Annotated in this window: 15 protein-coding genes; 7 read left to right on the top strand and 8 right to left on the bottom strand. The window is 64.9% G+C overall.

Going from position 1 to position 17,848, the window contains the following annotated elements; all coding sequences use genetic code 11:
* Positions 1-56: 56 nt before the first annotated feature.
* Complete coding sequence (locus C2138_RS07650) at positions 57-2,606, top strand: DEAD/DEAH box helicase (RefSeq protein ID WP_108516792.1); 2,550 nt, start codon at positions 57-59, stop codon at positions 2,604-2,606.
* Between the two features lie 53 nt (positions 2,607-2,659).
* Positions 2,660-3,130 (top strand): hypothetical protein, encoded by a 471-nt coding sequence (locus C2138_RS07645; protein WP_108516790.1) that lies wholly within the window; start codon positions 2,660-2,662, stop codon positions 3,128-3,130.
* Positions 3,131-3,133: 3 nt separating this feature from the next.
* On the opposite strand, the gene C2138_RS07640 is transcribed toward C2138_RS07645, so the two are convergent.
* The 6 genes from C2138_RS07640 to C2138_RS07615 all read right to left on the bottom strand — a co-directional run bounded on the left by C2138_RS07640 (position 3,134) and on the right by C2138_RS07615 (position 9,624).
* Entirely contained in the window at positions 3,134-4,183 is a 1,050-nt protein-coding gene (locus C2138_RS07640; protein WP_108516789.1) for an FUSC family protein, read from the bottom strand.
* A 39-nt stretch (positions 4,184-4,222) separates the two neighbouring features.
* Positions 4,223-4,555, bottom strand: a complete 333-nt coding sequence (locus C2138_RS07635; RefSeq protein WP_108516787.1) for a hypothetical protein — start codon at positions 4,553-4,555, stop codon at positions 4,223-4,225.
* Between the two features lie 162 nt (positions 4,556-4,717).
* Positions 4,718-5,857 carry a winged helix DNA-binding domain-containing protein gene (locus C2138_RS07630; protein ID WP_108516786.1) on the bottom strand — a complete coding sequence of 380 codons (1,140 nt, stop codon included), beginning with the start codon at positions 5,855-5,857 and terminating at the stop codon, positions 4,718-4,720.
* Positions 5,857-7,644: a glycoside hydrolase family 15 protein gene (locus tag C2138_RS07625; protein WP_108516784.1), complete on the bottom strand. Its 1,788-nt coding sequence runs from the start codon at positions 7,642-7,644 to the stop codon at positions 5,857-5,859. Before C2138_RS07625 ends, C2138_RS07630 begins: the two co-directional genes overlap by 1 nt.
* 9 nt (positions 7,645-7,653) lie before the next feature.
* Positions 7,654-8,481, bottom strand: coding sequence for a siderophore-interacting protein (locus C2138_RS07620; protein ID WP_108516782.1), 828 nt, complete (start codon positions 8,479-8,481; stop codon positions 7,654-7,656).
* 102 nt (positions 8,482-8,583) lie between these two features.
* Complete coding sequence (locus tag C2138_RS07615; protein WP_108516780.1) at positions 8,584-9,624, bottom strand: App1 family protein phosphatidate phosphatase; 1,041 nt, start codon at positions 9,622-9,624, stop codon at positions 8,584-8,586.
* A gap of 169 nt (positions 9,625-9,793) precedes the next feature.
* On the opposite strand from C2138_RS07615, the gene C2138_RS07610 reads away from it, so the two are divergent.
* Positions 9,794-10,438 carry a TetR/AcrR family transcriptional regulator gene (locus C2138_RS07610; protein WP_159078168.1) on the top strand — a complete coding sequence of 215 codons (645 nt, stop codon included), beginning with the start codon at positions 9,794-9,796 and terminating at the stop codon, positions 10,436-10,438.
* Between the two features lie 105 nt (positions 10,439-10,543).
* Here C2138_RS07610 and C2138_RS07605 read toward each other — a convergent pair whose 3' ends face one another.
* Positions 10,544-11,275, bottom strand: coding sequence for a DedA family protein (locus tag C2138_RS07605; protein ID WP_108516777.1), 732 nt, complete (start codon positions 11,273-11,275; stop codon positions 10,544-10,546).
* A 19-nt stretch (positions 11,276-11,294) separates the two neighbouring features.
* Positions 11,295-12,110, bottom strand: coding sequence for an aminotransferase class IV (locus tag C2138_RS07600; RefSeq protein WP_108516775.1), 816 nt, complete (start codon positions 12,108-12,110; stop codon positions 11,295-11,297).
* A gap of 11 nt (positions 12,111-12,121) precedes the next feature.
* Between C2138_RS07600 and C2138_RS07595 the strand changes: the two genes are divergently transcribed.
* The 4 genes from C2138_RS07595 to C2138_RS07580 all read left to right on the top strand — a co-directional run bounded on the left by C2138_RS07595 (position 12,122) and on the right by C2138_RS07580 (position 17,819).
* Positions 12,122-13,528 carry an anthranilate synthase component I family protein gene (locus C2138_RS07595; protein WP_108516773.1) on the top strand — a complete coding sequence of 469 codons (1,407 nt, stop codon included), beginning with the start codon at positions 12,122-12,124 and terminating at the stop codon, positions 13,526-13,528.
* Positions 13,525-14,295, top strand: a complete 771-nt coding sequence (locus tag C2138_RS07590; RefSeq protein WP_108516771.1) for an SGNH/GDSL hydrolase family protein — start codon at positions 13,525-13,527, stop codon at positions 14,293-14,295. Before C2138_RS07595 ends, C2138_RS07590 begins: the two co-directional genes overlap by 4 nt.
* A 188-nt stretch (positions 14,296-14,483) precedes the next feature.
* Positions 14,484-17,042: a leucine--tRNA ligase gene (gene leuS, locus C2138_RS07585; protein ID WP_108516770.1), complete on the top strand. Its 2,559-nt coding sequence runs from the start codon at positions 14,484-14,486 to the stop codon at positions 17,040-17,042.
* 105 nt (positions 17,043-17,147) lie between these two features.
* Positions 17,148-17,819 (top strand): helix-hairpin-helix domain-containing protein, encoded by a 672-nt coding sequence (locus C2138_RS07580; RefSeq protein WP_241961076.1) that lies wholly within the window; start codon positions 17,148-17,150, stop codon positions 17,817-17,819.
* Positions 17,820-17,848: the final 29 nt, after the last annotated feature.

Genomic DNA, 17,848 nt, shown 5'->3' with positions numbered 1-17,848 from the left:
GGTGTCGCCGCGGGCCGCGAGAAACTCCCGGGCGAGTAGGGCAGGATCGAACCACGATGAATTCCGATGCGAGCACTCCCACCACCCGCCTGTTGCCGGAGCTCGCCCCTCGCCCGTGGGACCCCGACGCCGCATTCGATGCGTTTTCTGAGTGGGCAGAGGGGAGGGGGCTTTCGCTCTACCCCGCGCAGGAGGAATCGATCATCGAGATTGTCTCCGGGTCGAACCTCATCCTGAGCACACCGACGGGGTCTGGCAAGTCCCTCGTGGCAATCGGAGCGCATTTCGCGGCGATGGCGCAGGGGCAACGCAGCTATTACACGGCCCCCATCAAGGCGCTCGTGTCAGAGAAGTTCTTCTCCCTCGTCGAGATCTTCGGGGCAGCGAACGTGGGCATGGTCACGGGCGATTCGAGTGTGAACGCCGACGCCCCCATCATTTGCTGCACGGCCGAGATCCTTGCAAATCTCGCCCTCCGCGAGGGTGCGGATGCCGATGTCGGCCAGGTCGTGATGGACGAGTTTCATTTCTATGCAGAGCCCGAGCGCGGGTGGGCTTGGCAGGTGCCTCTGCTCACGCTGCCCCGCGCGCAGTTCATCCTCATGTCGGCGACCCTCGGTGACGTGGATTGGCTTGCCCTCGACCTGAGCCGGCGAACGGGTCGACCGACCGCAACCGTCACGGGGGTCGATCGCCCGGTTCCTCTCCACTTCGAATATGTGACGACACCAGTGCATGAGACGGTCGAGGAGCTTCTGCAGACCCACCAGGCACCCGTCTACATCGTCCACTTTTCGCAACTAGCGGCCCTCGAGCGTGCTCAAGCCCTCACGAGCATCAAGGTTGCCAGCAGGGAGCAACGCGACGAGATTGCCGAGGCGATCGGCGATTTTCGGTTCACCACCAACTTTGGCCGCACGCTCTCTCGACTAGTTCGATCGGGCATCGGTGTGCATCATGCCGGCATGCTCCCCAAGTATCGGCGGCTCGTTGAGCAGCTTGCCCAGCGGGGCCTCCTTCGTGTGATCTGCGGCACCGACACGCTCGGTGTCGGCATCAATGTGCCCATCCGCACCGTGCTGCTGACGGGTCTTACCAAGTTCGACGGAACGAGGATGCGCCAGCTCACTGCGCGGGAGTTCCATCAGATCGCGGGGCGCGCGGGGCGTGCGGGGTTCGACACGGCCGGCACGGTCGTCGTTCAGGCGCCCGAGCACGAGTCAGAGAATGCGAAGGCCGTGGCCAAGGCAGGGGACGACCCCAAGAAGCTGAAAAAGCTCGTGCGCAAGAAGGCGCCGGAGGGGTTTGTCTCATGGGGGCAGCCGAGCTTCGAACGGCTGATTGGTGCCGAGCCCGAGAAGCTCACGTCCACGATGAATGTGAGCCACTCGATGCTTCTCAACGTGATCGCGAGGGGCGGAGACGCGTTCGCCGAGACCCGCGCGCTGCTCGAAGACAACCACGAGCCTCGGCTCAAGCAGCTGGCGTTGCTGCGCCAGGCTCTCGCCATCTATCGCACCCTGCGCACCGCTGGGGTGGTCGAAGACGGCGGGGGAAGCATCCGGCTCACGGTCGATTTGCAGCCCAACTTCGCCCTGAATCAGCCGCTCTCGCCGTTCGCGCTTGCCGTGTTCGACCTCATCAGCCCGGCTGAGAACGCCGACGGCTCAGTGGGGGAGTTCCCGCCAGGGTTCGCGCTCGACATCATCTCGATTCTGGAGTCCACTCTCGAAGACCCGCGGCCGGTGCTTTCCGCCCAGCAGTCGATGGCACGCGGTGAAGCGGTGGCCGCGATGAAGGCCGAAGGAATCGAGTATGACCAGCGCATGGAGCTGCTGGAATCGGTGACGTATCCGAAGCCCCTCGAGGAGCTGCTCGAGGCTGCATTCGCCACCTATCGTGCGTCGCAACCGTGGGTTGGCGACTTCGAACTCAAGCCAAAGTCGGTCGTGCGGGATCTCTACGAGAGAGCCATGACGTTCAACGACTACATCGGCTATTACAAGCTCGCTCGCAGCGAGGGGCTTGTGCTGCGCTACCTGTCCGACGCTTATAAGGCCGCGCGGCAGACGATCCCGGATGAACTCAAGAACGACGAGCTTCGCGACATTATTGAGTGGCTGGGGGAGTTGGTGCGGCAGGTCGATTCGAGCCTGCTGGACGAATGGGAGGAGATGACCCACCCCGACCCCGAGCATCACAGTTCCGCGCCGGCGTTGCCCCCGACACCGAGGGGCGTCACATCGAACGAGCGAGCCTTCATGGTCTTGGTGCGCAACGAGATGTTCCGCCGTGTGCTCCTCGCCGAGCGCGAAGATTACGAGCAGCTCGGCGAGCTGGATGCGGCAAGTGGGTTCACAAGCGATGCGTGGCGCGAGGCCATGGACGGCTACTGGGCCGACCACGACGACCTGCTGACGGGTGCGGATGCCCGCGGTTCCGCTCTGCTCATCGTCGAGAAGGAGCCTGGAGTCTGGCGTCTGCGCCAGATCTTCGACGACCCGGACGGCGATCACGACTGGGGAATCAGCGCGACGGTCGACCTCGCCGAGAGCGACGAGCAGGGCGTGGCGGTCGTTCGCATCACCGAGGTCTCGCGCTTGTGAGCTGGCCTGGGCCCGGGCATGCGGCATCCATCCAGCATCGCTAGGGTGTTGCCATGCCAACCAATCCGTCAGTTCACCAACTAGCCGAGTCGCTCCCCGGTTCGTGGCGGCTTGAGGCGAGCAATGTGCCGTTTTGGACGCGCGGGCGGGCCACTGGGCCCCGCTATCATTACGGCGTCGCGTCGGCTAACCCGCTCGTCATCAGTGAAACGATCGAGTTCGACGCTGCGGACGGACGGCACCGTCTGATCAAGGGCAAGTCACGCTTCGTGCGCGGAGAGTTCGTGTGGCGGGGAGAGGGCCTTCGCAAACCGGTCGCCACGCGCTGGAGTGTCGCGGGCACGAGCCCGGAGCGCGGGTTGCTGGTGGTTCGATTTGCCAAGACCGTCGTGATGGCGGCCGGCCTCAACGTGCTGGTCCGGGACGATGTGGAGACCCTCGAGGCTCGGTCCGCTGTAGCCAACCATGCGGGTCAGCTGGGCATCTCTCTCGAGGAGTTCGCAACCCTCAACTGGAACCTGTAGGCGCTACGAGTCGGCCTCGTCGATTATCGCCTCGCGAACCCTGCGCAGGTCCTCAAGTAGAGAACCGATCAAGATCCAGTGTTCAGGATGCGGGGCCGCGACCGAGAGCGGCGAGGTGAGCGCCGGGGGCTCGACCACCGTGGGGCTTGGCGCCTTCTCCGAGGCGGTGGCAATTTCTGCGAGCAGCCTCAGATCGTGGGCAGCTCTGGTGAGTTCACGGGCGATGGATGCCGCGATGGGTTCCTGGGGCAGGCCAGCATCGTAGTGATCGTGCACCGCTCTCGTCATGCCGATGGCCCGCGTCACGAGCACGTCGAGTCGCGATAGCAGATCACGCAGACGCGCCAGTTGGGCGCGATGCTTCGCGCTCCGGGGGTTAAGCAGAAGACTCTCCTCAGCGTTGCTGATGGCTTCTGCCGCGCTCTTTTGAAGTGGGCGCAGGGATCTCGCGTGGGTCAGCATCGCCGAGAGCTGGTCCCGGGGAGTCACCGTCATGAGCGCGTCTGCCAGCGCATCAAGTGATTCGGCAACCTGTGCTGCAAGGCGTTTGACGCTCGTGACGGCGGGCGCGACCTGCACGGGAGGCACGATGGCCATATTTACGATGAGGGCCACGACAGCGCCAATAATGGTCTCGATGATGCGCTCGGCAGCGTAGGCAGGGTTATCGCCCCCACCGACGGCGAGGACGATCATCGCGCTGATAGGGATCTGATTGGCCGACCCCGGCGAGAGTCGCAGGGCCCACGAGAGCACGATTGCCACGACGATGAGGATGAGCACGACGAAGCTCGAGTGCCCAAAAAGGAGCCCAGCGCCATAGGCGAGCACGACCCCGAGGATGACTCCGAGGCTGCGCTCAATGCCCTTGGAGAGCGACTGGGTGACGCTCGGCTGCATCACCAGCAGTGCTGCAATCGCGGCGAAAACGGGCAGGGGCTGGCTGAGAAGCGGTGCGCAGATGAGCCACGAAACGATGATGGCGACCGAGGTCTTGACGACCTGAATGACGGGGGCTCGAGCCGTGGCCCTCACAGTGGCGAACGGTCTCATGTATTCACCGTAGCCGCTTTGATTGGCGACGGTGGGGCGCTATTCGACCGACAGTGTGGGCAGCTGGAGCCCTGGTGCGTCACTGGGCTGCACGGCCTCGGTGTCGTCTGTTGTGAGCGTCGGCGGCTCGGCAGAGGCCGGTGGCACCGTGGCGAGGGACACCGTCAGGGTGAGCGTCGCGACCGTGACGGCGCACGCACTGACGATAGCCCCGATCGTGTGGGTTCTCGAGAGCCCGGCCGATGTGTGGATGTGACGAAGGTACATGCCGATTCCGCCGAGCAGGACGACACCAGCGACGATGACCGTCGCGATCGTGCTGACGGGCGCCGCGGAGTAGGCAGCAGCGAACTCTGCGTGCGGAAGAGACATTTCGGGTAACGCTCTCGGGTAACAAACTCGGGTAGGGAAGCGGCGACGGGATGCGGCTCAGGGTGGAGCAAACATCCGTCGTGTCGGCGGGGTGGGTGGCCCCGACATTCCGACAGCTCGCAAGTTATCAGCCGCCCAACACAGGGTCAAGCACCCGGGTCGTTACGGCGTGGCGACACCGTAGTAGGCCGAGGGCATAAGGGAGGCACCCAGGTATCGCGCATACGCGCGGGCACCCCTCTCGTAGCCTCGTTTCACCGTGGACGACATGGTCGTGAACGGCGCCGCGATGATATCGACGTGATCTCGTGCGATGGTGCGCCGCCACGTGGCGACCGTGGTGCCGCCTGCCACGATGACGGGCAGGAACAGGCCGTTTTTGCCCGGCACGACGGAGGTGAGGTGCTCTGGCGGCACAGTCGCGCTGCGGTCCTGGTACCCGAGCAACATTTCGTCGAAGCTGGGCAAGAGAAAGACCCCGGATGCCGACGCCAGCGGCCCCGAATCCAAGAGTTCGGGGGAGAGGTGGTAGACGGTATCGCCCACCGTGATGGAGGCCAGTCCTGCCTCGGCCACCGCGAGACCGCGGCGAGCCTGGGCGAGAGTGAGAGACGCCCACCAGGCGAAATCTCGCACGGTGGCCGGGCCGTGCCCTACGAAATACCGGGCGGCCATCTCGCCGAGGGCCTCGTCGCCCTCGATACGCCGAGGGTTCTGTGCCCATTCGTCGAGCAGGACGAACGTCTGCTGCTTCCCGCTCGGTGGTCCGGCGCAGATGACGCGGCTGTGAGCAAGAAACCAGAGGCAGTGATAGCCGCCTTGGCCGGCCGTGGGCACCCCTTCCTCCGCCAGAGCAGCGACAAGCTCTGCCCGAGTCAGAGCGCGCCCCCCTGCCAGCCGGTCGTGGGCCACCTGCGCCGCCAGATCGAGCATCCTCGCGGTCAGCCCTGTCTCGGCAAATCGCGGCGCGGCCGAGGCGATCGTCCGCGGCGCGGTCAGTCGCAGCATCCAATCGAGGTCCTCCGGGGCGACCAGATGGAGCGTTCCGCGCATGGGCCACGACCGCACGATGCTGCCCTCGCGAAGAGCCTCACCAACGTCAGTTTCGGTGGTGCCGGGGCTTCGCACTGCCACCGCCCATGTGGCGGCAGCAAGATCTTGAGCCTGCAGCGCGAACAGATGGCGGACGAGAGCGGAGGGAGTGAGAGCCGGGCCAGCCCCAGGAGCGACCTTCTGCGCGGTTAGGCGCAGCCGGGAGAGGCGCACAGCGTCCCGGCGCGACAGTGTCGTTGTCGTGGCCATCAGGCGCTTGTCATCGCGGTTGCGGTGTCGATGGCCCCGGCAGCACGCACGAGGGCGAGATGCGAGAGCGCCTGCGGGGTGTTGCCGACCTGACAGCGTTGCTCAACGTCGTATTCCTCCGACAGCAGCCCGACGTCGTTACTGAATCCGACCAGGCGATCCATCAGGGTGATTGCCTCGTCCAGCCGACCGCTGAGCGCATAGTGCTCGACCAGCCAGAACGAGCAGGCGAGAAAGGGATGCTCGCCGGGTGGGAGCCCGTCGATGCCGGCTTCGGTGCGGTACCTGAGCAGCAACCCGTCTCTCATGAGGGTGCGTTCGATTGCTGCGACCGTGCCGAGCATCCGGGGGTCATCGTGGGCGAGGTAGCCCACCTGGGCGAGCTGCAGCAGCGAGGCATCCACCTCAGTGCTGCCGTAGAACTGCACGTAGCTGCCGAGTTCCGCGTTGAATCCTTGCGTCTCGATCTCGTCGACGAGCTCTTGGCGCGCGATCTCCCAGCGATCGACAGGCCCGTCGAGGCCGTGCTCCCGCACCCCGCGAATAGCGCAGTCGAATGCCGCCCACATCATGACTCGGGAATGAGTGAAGTGGCGGCTGGGGCCCCTGATTTCCCAGATACCGCTGTCGGGGCGGTGGCATACCTCCTCGACGAAGGCCATGAGGGCGCGTTGCAGGGGCCAGGAGAAACGCCCCTCGGTGATGCCCTTGTCTCGGGCCCTGTGCAGCGCGAACATCACCTCGCCAAAGACGTCACCCTGAAACTGCTTGTGAGCGTCGTTGCCGCGGCGCACGGGCACCGCTCCGCGGTAGCCGGGCAAGGTGTGAACTTCAGACTCGGCGAGCTCACGTTCGCCCCCAAGGCCATACATGATCTGGACGTCTGAGGGGGCCCCAGCGATTGCCCTCAGCAACCACCCGCGCCACGGTTCGACCTCGGTACTGAACCCGCGACTGAGCAGCACCTCCACCGTCTGGGAGGCATCCCGCAGCCAGACGAAGCGGTAGTCCCAGTTGCGAACGCCGCCCCAGGTCTCCGGCAGGCTCGTGGTCGCAGCCGCGGCGATTCCGCCCGTGTCCTCGTGTGTCAGTGCTCTCAGCACCAGCAGCGAGCGGCGTACCGCAGCGGAATAGCTGCCAGAGACCTCGGTCGACTCTGCCCACGTCGTCCACGATGCGCGGGTCTCGCGCAGCGAGCCGTCCACGTCGACCGGGCCAGGGACAGGCCGGTGTGAGGGGTACCAGATCAGGCTCAGGTCAACGGTCTCACCCTCGGCTACCGAGAATTCGCCGGCGTGCGCGTGATCGACGGCGGTGAGCTTGGGGCCGCGCACAACCACGGCGTCGGGGCCGGCCACCGCGACGAGCGCGTGATTACGTTTTTCCGGTTGTTGGCGCATCCACGGCATCGCGCTTGCATAGCCGAAGCGCACTCGCAGCTCTTGCTTCATCCGCACCGTGCCGCGAATGCCTCGCACGCGTCGAATGATGTCGGCACGTCGATCGCCCGACGCCATGAACTCGGTCGTCTCGACTTCGCCGGTCGAAATCACCCAGCGGGTCACGAGAATGAACGTCTCGCCGTCATATCGACGGTGCGTTTCGAGCACAGGGTCAGCTGGCGCTAGGAGCCATCGGCCGTGCTGTTCAGACCCGAGAAGCGCTCCGAACATTGACGGCGAGTCGAGGCGAGGAAAGCACAGCCAGTCGATGCTGCCGTCGCGACCGATGAGGGCGGCCGTGTGGCGGTCTCCGATGAGGGCGTAATCTTCGATCCTCATCGGCATGGCTAGACCTTAGTCTTCGGGATCGCTCTCGTCGATGGGGGCGTGGTGATCACGTCCGGCTTCGCCGCTCTTCCAGTATCCGTCGACCTTGACCTGGCTTGCGGGCAGACCAAGCTCTCGGCGCAGGTAGCGGCGGATGGGCACGAGCGCCCCCGCCTCGCCCGCGACCCAGACGTAGGTGTCATCCTCGATCGGGCCGAGGTTACGGATGGCCCGCTCCAGGGCAGATTCGCCCTTGGGCAGCCAGATCACGTGGGCGCGATTGACATCTGCGGGGGAGAGGTAGACGGCATCGGAGTCGTGAGAGAGCTCGACGAACGCAAAGATCTCGACGGACTCGGGCAACTGTGAAATCCAGCGAGAGACCGAGGGGAGCGCGGTCTCGTCGGCTCCGAGCACGACGCGCTTCATGCCGGTGGGAGCGGGGCGCGAGCCGCGGGGCCCCGCGATGGTGAGGCTGTCGCCGGGGGCTGCTGCCTCGGCCCATGAGCTCGCGGGGGCATCGCTGCCGTGCACAACAAAGTCGAGATCGAGTTCCGCTGGCGAATCCTCTGTCGCGGGCCGGAACGCGCGCGGGGTGTAATCGCGGCTGACTACCACGCCGCCCTCGGGGCGACGTGGGCCCTCCGGGGTCATTACGGGGACGCTCAACACGCCCGTGGCGGGGTCGGCGAAGAAGACCTTGACGTGATCCGCGGGGCCCGTGCTCGAGAAGGTGGCCAGCGAGTCGCCCGTGAGGGTGATGCGAACAAATGATGCCCCGATGCGGGTGACCCGCGAAACCGTAAGGGTGCGGATGGCAAATTCGTTGCGTTCAACGGGGCCGTGCTCGATCATCGGTGCCTCTTTCGTTCACATCTGCGATGGGATCGCAACTATCCACGCTAGCCCATGAGTCTGACTCAGCGGTTTAGTCGGCACACCCGCGTGACCCGTTTGTCAGCGCGGGTCTGGCCCCAAAAGCTGCTCGGCGAGGCCCGCACCGTCTGGCGCATAAATGCGCCGCGTTTCGGTGGGGCTTCTCGCGTCGTCGTCGCTCTTTCGTCCACCCGCGAGCACAGCCTCACCCGTGGAGAGTTGTCGAATGGCGATGGTCTGAACCTGGCCCGCGTGCGCTGCCGCGAACTCCGAATAGATTTCTTCGTCGTGCTGGCCGTCGTCGCCCACGAGGAGCCAACGGATCTGAGGGAATTCAGAGGCCAGGCGTTCGAGATTGTGCACCTTGTGGTCTCGGCCGCTTCTGAACCAACGATCGTGGGTCGGACCCCAGTCGGTGAGCAGCAGGGGACCGCTCGGGTACAGGTGCCGGGCCAGGAACCTCGTGAGAGTGGGGGCCACGTTCCACGCCCCCGTTGACAGGTAGAAGCAGGGGGCGCCGGGATGGTCGTGCAGCACTCGTTCATAAAGAACGGCCATGCCTGGTACGGGTCGGCGCGCATGCTCGTCGAGCACGAAGGTGTTCCACGCCGCGAGGAAGGGGCGAGGCAGTGCGGTGACCATGACGGTGTCGTCCACATCTGAGACAAGGCCGAATCGAACATCCGGGTCCACGATAAACACCGGGGCCTCCGCTGGTTCGCCGCCGTCGATGCCAATGGTTATCGTCTGCCAGCCCGGTGCGAGATCTGCCTCGACCACCGAATCGATGACTCCGCCGCGGTCTGCGGTGACCGTGTGGCTAACGCCGCCGATCGTGACCGTCACCTCGACGTCGTTGAGAGGCACGCTCGTGAAGCTCCGCCATCCCCTGATCTTGCGGTAGCGAGACGCGGAGCCCGGCTTGGAGAGCAGGACCCTGCCCAGCACGCGAACCCAGCCGGGAGCGCCGTACCCGGAGTACGGAATCACCGTGGGGGTGTGTCCTCTGCGACGGGCGCTGCGCTCGCGAAACTCATGAATCGTGTCTTCTATGCGAGAGGCGAGGTGCGGAACTGTGCCGGTCCCTAGTGCGCTCGATGTCGCTGTGTGGAGCCGTGGCATAACCCCAGTCTGTCACGCTCAGGCGCGAGGGATGCTGGGGGCATGCTGCTTGGGTCGTTGGCACCCTGATAATTTGCCCAGACATTCGCTGGAAGTTGGCTCCCGCACGCCCCCACCTCGGGGGCGCGATAGAATCTGAAGCTGAACAATCTTTAGAGGAGCCCCCACCTTGCCCCACCCCGATCTGGACTCGACCCTGCAGAATGCGACCGCATCTCTGCGCAACGAACCGGTCCAGGCGCGAAGCGCCGCCCGCCTCACCCGTCTGCTCGACTCGGCCGCAGAAGTAATCGATGAAATCGGTTACGAGCGCCTTACAACCGCCATGGTTGCCGAGCGCGCCGGAGCCTCAATCGGCACCGTCTACCGTTACTTTCCCGACCGCATCGCGGTTCTCCAGAGCCTCAGCGTTCGCTTTCTGACCGACTTCGTGCAGGAGGTCGGCGAAGCTCTTCGCGCTGACACCGTCACCGGCTGGAGCGAAGCAATGGACGCGGTCATCGAGACCGCCGTCAAGTCGTTCGCCACGAAGCCGGGCTTCCGTTCGCTTCGCTTCGGTGACGTCATCGACGTTCGCCCCCGCGAGGGCGACCGCACCAACGGCGCTGTCGTTGCCGCCGTCATCGTCTCGGCAATCTCTGAGCAGGTCGATTCCCCCGAGTCGGAGCTCCAGCTGCGCATCGAGGTTGCCCTCCAGATCATCGACGCACTTCTCGCGAGGGCATTCGCCTTCGATGCCAACGGAGACCAGGCAGTGATCGACGAAATTCGCACCGCAGTTCACGGCTACCTGGCCCCCCAGTTCGCCGCATAAGCTACGCGATTCCTGAACGCCGTCGCATCCGAGAGGATGGGCGGCGTTCAGTCGTTAACGCGAGAGGCTTCTCGGCGGGCGGCAGCGGCAGTGGCATCAGCCCCGCTAGCGCGCCGAATCGTCAGCGTCTGCATCGTCAGCGGCTGCATCGTTGGTGTCTGCGGGGTCTTCGTCGACCGTCGTGGCGTCGCCGTCTCCCGGATGCTGCATGTAGCGCCGCTCGAGTCGGTGTAGCAGCCGCTTACCCACCACCACCAGCAGGAGAAACGCGGCGATGATGCCGACGAAGATGTAGCCGGCGGTGTGCAGTTGCTCGGAGAGTTCGCGGTAGGAGCCAGCCGCGAGCCAGCCCACCGTGATGTATCCCGTCGCCCACAGCACACACGCGGGAGCGGTCCAGGCGATGAAGGTGCGATACCGCATCGTGCTCATTCCCACGGTCAGGGGAACAAGCGAGTGAAGAACCGGCAGAAAGCGCGAGACGAATACCGCAATACCCGCCCGTCGGTCCGTGTAGTTCTGCGCAGAGACCCAGTGTTTCTCGCCGATCCACCGGCCCACTCTGCTCGTTCGGATGCTGGGGCCAAAGAAGCGGCCGAGGGCGAACCCGATCGACTCACCGATGAGGGCTCCGACCACGACGGCGACGAGCAACCACACGTACTCAGCGACGCTGCTCACTGCCGTTGCCGAAACGATCACTACAGTGTCGCCCGGAACAACCAGGCCTACGAGCACGGAGGTTTCGAGCAGAATCGCGATGCCGGCAATGATCGTGCGAAGCACGGGGTCGACCGACTGAACCACTTCGAGAATCCAGTCGAGTATTTCGTTCATAGCGGTGTCTTTCGGCCGATCACGGAGTCGTTAGCTCGGGTGCAGGCGCGAGTGCTGCGCGAAGGGTGTCGAGTCGTTTGCTCCAGAGCGCGAGTCTGCCGGGCAATTCCGCGAGCGGAGGCCCGTCTACCCATCGTTTCACGATCCTCGGCCCATGGAGAGCGTTGACCGCCCACACTTCTAAACCGTCGAGTTCGCCCGGAGTTGTCGTCTCCCACGAGAGGGAAACGCCCAGCGCCGTGGCAAGGGCGGTAATCGATCTCGCGGTCACGCTGTCAACACGTTCGATTTCTTCTGCGGGTTGGCACAGGATGTCCCCCCGCCACCACAGCAGTGCAGTTGCGGCACCCTCCGCGATGTGACCGAGGGGAGAGAGCAGCACAATGTCGTCCGCTCCGCTGTCGGCGCGAGCCTGCGCTCGCAGGGCCTCGAGCGCCTCAAGGGAGGCACCCTTGATTGACGGAGTAGTGCGTGGGTCGTCGCCCTCGAACGTTGTCAGTGTCACGCTGCGGGTGAGTGTGGGAGCCGGCCGCACGAGAACCCGAAAAGTCCTATCGGCACCGGTGCCCCTGAGCTCCACGCGGGGGAACCATGCACCACGGGGTGGCAACTCGGCGAGCGCTGATTCCCACACCGCCGCGGCGGCATCCGCAGCGCCATCGCCTGCGACAGTGCTCACCGACGACACAAAGCGTTCCCGGTGAAGCGAGAGGGCTCGAGCGCGGCCGTCCACCACGAGCCATGAGTCGGCAACGACGAGGGGAGCCAGCTCGCCAGGGCGATCATCCGCTACGAGACGATCTCCCGACCACAGCAGACTCGGTTGCGCACTCATAGGGTTAGCGTATGCGTCGCAGAGTTATGAAACATCCGTTAGGGGAGTGGATCGACCCTTCCCAGGTGTTTCTCGCTTTGTTTGCCGATGCCCACTCCGCGTTCTGGCTCGATAGCGGAATCGACGCATCGAGCGGTCGCAGCGCTATGGGAGCCTCGTCACGCGTTCTCTCAGATGCTCAGGATCGCCCCATCCTCGAAGCCCTGAGCGAGGAGCTCCGCGAAACGCGCGCAGCAACCGAGCCGGGAGCGGATGGCTTCGGCCTCGGCTGGGTCGGCTGGCTCGGCTACGAACTGCGCGGCCAGACCCTGGGAGTAGAGGTGAAGCACCGCTCCGAGCATCCGGATGCTGCCTGGATGTTTGTGGATCGTGCCGTCGTATTCGACCACGCCGCCCACACGGTAGCGCTCGTAGCCCTCGTCGAAGCGAACTCCGATGGTGACTGGTGGGGTGAACTTGCCGGATGGCGAGATGAGGTTTGTGAGGCGCTCGCCGGTGTCGAGCGTTGCCCGGTTGTCATGCCCACCGATCCAGCTCTGCAACCGGGGGAGGAGCTTGCGCGCTGGCACAGCGAAGATGCCCGCTATCTCGACCTGATCGCGCAGTGCCAGGCGCACATTTCCGCGGGCAATGCCTACCAGCTGTGTCTCACCAACGAAGCCCGGGTACCCGGCGATTACGACCCCCTCGCCAGTTACCTCACCCTCAGAGCAACCAGCCCGGCTCACCACGGCGGGTATCTGCGAGTAGACGGCGTCGCACTGCTGAGCGCATCCCCCGAGCAGTTTCTGGCAGTGAGCGCCGACGGCGAAGTTACTACTCGCCCCATCAAGGGCACCCGGCCGCGCGCATCCGGCCACGAAGAGGATTCGGCGCTCGCCGCAGAACTGCTCGCGAGCGAGAAGGAACGTGCCGAGAACCTGATGATCGTGGACCTGATGCGCAACGATCTCGCGCGCGTGTGCGATCCCGCCACGGTGAGAGTCACGTCGCTTCTCGCGGTGGAGAGTTATCCGCACGTGCATCAACTCGTGAGCACGATTGAGGGCAGGTTGCGCCGAGGGCTCGATTCGATCGAAGCGGTGCGTGCGTGTTTTCCTGCTGGTTCGATGACGGGCGCGCCCAAGCGCGAGGCGACGCTCATCCTCGACTCCCTCGAAGCGCGACCGCGGGGCATTTACTCCGGGGTGTTCGGCCTGCTCTGCCTCGACGGTTCGCTCGATCTGGCCATGGTCATCCGAAGCATTGTGATTGATGCCAATGGCGCCACGATCGGAGCGGGCGGAGGGATAACCGCACTATCTGATCCACACGAGGAGCTCGCAGAAGTGAAGCTCAAGGCGCGTGCTCTGCTCCGCGCCGTCACGTCGAGCCGGGAGACGACGTCCCAGGCGGAGGAAAGTAGTGTGGCGGGGTGACCATCAGATACGTCGCCTTGGGCGATTCGTTCACAGAAGGCGTCGGTGACCCCGACCCAGGTTTGCCCCATGGACTCAGGGGCTGGGCAGACAGGGTGGCCGAGTTTTTGGCTGCTAACGACCCAGACACGCAGTATGCGAACCTCGCCATCAGAGGGCGCAAGCTGCGACAGGTGATCGACGAGCAGGTGCAACCGGCGATCGATCTCGACCCCACCCTGGTCACGATCTACGCGGGAGGCAACGACATCCTGCGCCCGTCTATCGACATCGACGACCTCATGGCCGAATACGATGCCGCAGTCGAACGGCTGACCTCATCCGGGGCCACAGTCGTGCTGTTTACGGGCTTTGATACCGCACAATCGCCGATCTTTCGACGTACCCGCGGGCGGACTGCAATTTACAACGAGCTGCTTCGCGAGATTGCCGACGTTCGCGGAGCGCTCATCGTGGACTACTGGCGCTTCGATGAATACAACGATCCGCGAATGTGGGACATCGATCGCCTCCATATGTCGAGCATGGGGCATGCCACGATGGCGAACCGTGTAATGGCGCAGCTTCGAGCCGACCATGTGGTCGAAGCATCGGAGTTCGACCCGCTGCCGACCCGGCGGAGGATCGAAGCACTCCGCGACGACGCTGCCTGGGCCTGGAACTACCTTGGACCGTGGGTCAAGCGGAGGGTCACGGGCACGTCGTCAGGGGACGGGCTTAGCCCGCGTTGGCCCCATCTGCGGCACGTGGATTCGCCTGGGCAGTAGCGCTGGAGCTGCTGCCGAGGAGCGCATGCAGCGCGTTGGTTCGATAGTCTGGAAGACGCGCCGTGCGCGCTGGCTTCGCGGCCAACGCCCACGAGCCCCGTTCGGCCTTCCCCCCTGGCTGAATTGAGGGCGACGACCATGATCGTCGCGGCGCCGGCACCGACTCCCGCAACGAATTGAGATGACCTGTGGCCCAGCAGCACGAAGACTCCAACGACTACGACTTCTCGCAGATCCAGCAGAAGTGGCAGGCCGTCTGGGATGAGCTGAAGCCGTTCAGCACAGAGAACGCTAGCGATACGCGCCCGCGCAAGTATGTGCTCGACATGTTCCCCTACCCGTCGGGCGACCTGCACATGGGCCACGCCGAGGCGTATGCCCTGGGAGACGTCATCGCCCGCTACTGGCGCCAGCAGGGCTTCAACGTGCTTCACCCGATCGGCTGGGACTCGTTCGGTCTGCCGGCAGAGAACGCCGCGATCAAGCGTGGCATCGACCCGCGCGAGTGGACCTACGCCAATATCGAGCAGCAGAAGCGCAGCATGAAGCTGTACGCAGCGTCGTTCGACTGGGACCGCACGATCCACACAAGCGACCCCGAGTACTACAAATGGAACCAGTGGCTGTTCCTCAAGATGTATGAGAAGGGCCTCGCCTACCGCAAGGCATCGTGGGTTAACTGGTGCCCCAACGATCAGACCGTTCTCGCCAACGAGCAGGTTGTCGACGGCACGTGTGAGCGCTGCGGCGCGACGGCGGAGAAGAAGAAGCTCACGCAGTGGTACCTGCGCATCACCGACTATGCCGACCGCCTGCTCGACGATCTCAACCAGCTCGAGGGCAGCTGGCCGTCCAAGGTGCTGGCAATGCAGCGCAACTGGATCGGCCGCTCAATCGGTGCCGACGTCGACTTCGAGATCGAGGGCCGCACTGAGCCTGTCACCGTCTTCACCACCCGGCCCGACACCCTGTTCGGCGCGACCTTCATGGTCGTCGCCCCCGACTCCGACCTCGCCGCAGAGTTGATCGATGGTGCTGAGGATGCGGTCAAGGCCGAATTCGCCGCCTACCTCACGCAGGTGCAGAAGAAGACCGAGATCGACCGTCAGGATGCGACTAAGGAGAAGACGGGCGTCTTTCTCCACCGCTACGCCATCAACCCTGTCAACGGAGAACGCCTTCCCATCTGGGCCGCCGACTACGTGCTCTCGGACTACGGCACCGGCGCCATCATGGCCGTTCCCGCGCACGATCAGCGCGACCTTGATTTTGCCCGCGCCTTCGGATTGCCGGTCCGCGTGGTCGTCGATACCAACGCTCCCGTCACCGGGGCCATCCCCGTCATCGAGACCGACGAGAATGGCGACCCGGTTCTGCCCGATCTCCCGGAGACCGACCCTGCAGTAACGGGCGAGGCGCTCGGAGGAGAGGGCCGGATGATCAACTCGGGCCCGCTCGACGGGCTCAGCAAGGCCAACGCGATCAAGCGCATCGTCGAGCAGCTTGAGGCCGATGGAAAGGGCCGCTCTGCCCGCAACTACCGGTTGCGCGACTGGCTCATCTCCCGTCAGCGCTACTGGGGCACACCCATCCCGATCATCCACGGCGAAGACGGGTCGATGATCCCCGTTCCCGAGGATCAGCTTCCCGTCGTCCTCCCGCCGTCTGAGGGCCTCGACCTCAAGCCGAAGGGCTCGTCGCCGTTGGGTGCCGCCGAGGACTGGGTCAATGTGCCCAACCCGATCGATGGCACTCCTGCCCGCCGTGACGCCGACACGATGGACACGTTCGTCGACAGCTCGTGGTATTTCTTGCGGTTCCTTAACCCGCACGACGACACCCAGGCGTTCGACCCCAAGGAGGCAGAGAAGTGGGCCCCCGTTGACCAGTACGTCGGCGGCGTGACCCACGCCATCCTGCACCTGCTCTACGCGCGCTTCATCACCAAGGTTCTCTACGACCTCGGTTACCTGTCATTCACGGAGCCGTTCAGCGCCCTGCTCAACCAGGGCATGGTGCTCATGGATGGCTCGGCAATGAGCAAGTCGAAGGGCAACATCGTTCAGCTGAGCGAGCAGCTCGATAAGCACGGTGTCGACGCCGTTCGTCTGACAATGGCCTTTGCTGGCCCGCCGGAGGACGACATTGACTGGGCGGATGTTTCGCCTCACTCGTCTGCCAAGTTCCTGGCTCGCGCCTGGCGCCTTGCTGGCGATGTCACGAGCGCACCCGAGGTCGAGTGGAAGACGGGCAACGAAGCACTTCGTCGCGTTACCCACCGCTTCTTGGCCGACGCACCCGGGCTCATCGAGGCGTTCAAGTTCAACGTTGTCGTTGCCCGCATCATGGATCTGGTCAACGCCACCCGCAAGGCGATTGATGGCGGTGTCGGAGGGGCGGATGCTGCCGTGCGCGAGGCCACGGAGACGGTCGCTCTCGGCCTGAGCCTGTTCGCCCCGTACACCGCCGAGGACATGTGGCAGAAGCTTGGCTACGAGGCCTCCGTGGCCACGTACGGCTGGCGCAAGGCCGACCCGGTGCTGCTCGTGGAGCAGTCCGTCACTGCCGTCGTGCAGGTCGACGGCAAGGTGCGCGACAAGCTTGAGGTGAGCCCCACGATTGACCCGGCGGAGCTTGAAGCTCTCGCCCTGGCAACGGCCGGTGCTATCCGCGCTGTCGGAGACCGCGAGATCGTCAATGTGATCGTGCGCGCTCCTAAGATCGTGAGCATCTCGACCAAGAAGTAGCTCTCCCTAGCGCGAAGGCTCCTCCACCGGTGTCCGGCGGGGGAGCCTTCCCCGTTTGCCCGGTAGGTCGCCAGTGCGGCGAGCCTCCGCTCCTAAGTTCGTCTCATGGGATTGCCAGAGCGCGCGGCGGACGGCCAGTACAGCCGCGTGTCGAACGGGGTCGTGCCCGGCGGCATCGGGGCGTTGACGTCGGCACCACCGCGAGTGAAGGTGCGGCTGGGGATTGTTATCGTTCTCGCCTTGCTGGGCGTTTCGGCGATGGTGCTCGCGAGTGCGTTCGGGGCCGCAGGAGAAACCCAGACCGTCGTCGATCAACCGCCGTCGGCATCCTCCAGCTCCAGCGCCGTAGTCGTCTACGTGCACGTCGTGGGTGCGGTGGCTGCTCCCGGGCTCTACCGTCTGAACGACGGCGCGCGCGGGGTCGATGCCGTTGCCGCAGCGGGCGGTTTCTCCGCCGACGCCGACCGTAGCCAGCTCAATCTGGCCCGCCCGGTGAGTGACGGGGAGCAGATCTACGTTCCGAGTGTCGGCGAAACCGCCGTGCCCCCGGCCGCATCTGCGGCGGGCGGCTCATCCGGGGGGTCCGGCCTCGTCAATGTGAACACTGCCGATACGGCCGCCCTCGAGACGCTGCCGCGCATAGGACCTGCCGTAGCCCAGCGCATCATCGACTGGCGCGATACCAACGGTCGATTTGCCACCGTTGACGACCTCTTGGCGGTGCCGGGCATCGGGGAGAAGACCCTGGATGGCTTTCGCTCGCTCGTGACAGTGTGACCGAGGCGCCTCCCGGCAGAGACCTCAGG

The sequence above is a fragment of the Salinibacterium hongtaonis genome, assembly GCF_003065485.1.
GTDB lineage: Bacteria > Actinomycetota > Actinomycetes > Actinomycetales > Microbacteriaceae > Homoserinimonas > Homoserinimonas hongtaonis.
This window is presented reverse-complemented; position numbering and strand designations above follow the sequence as displayed.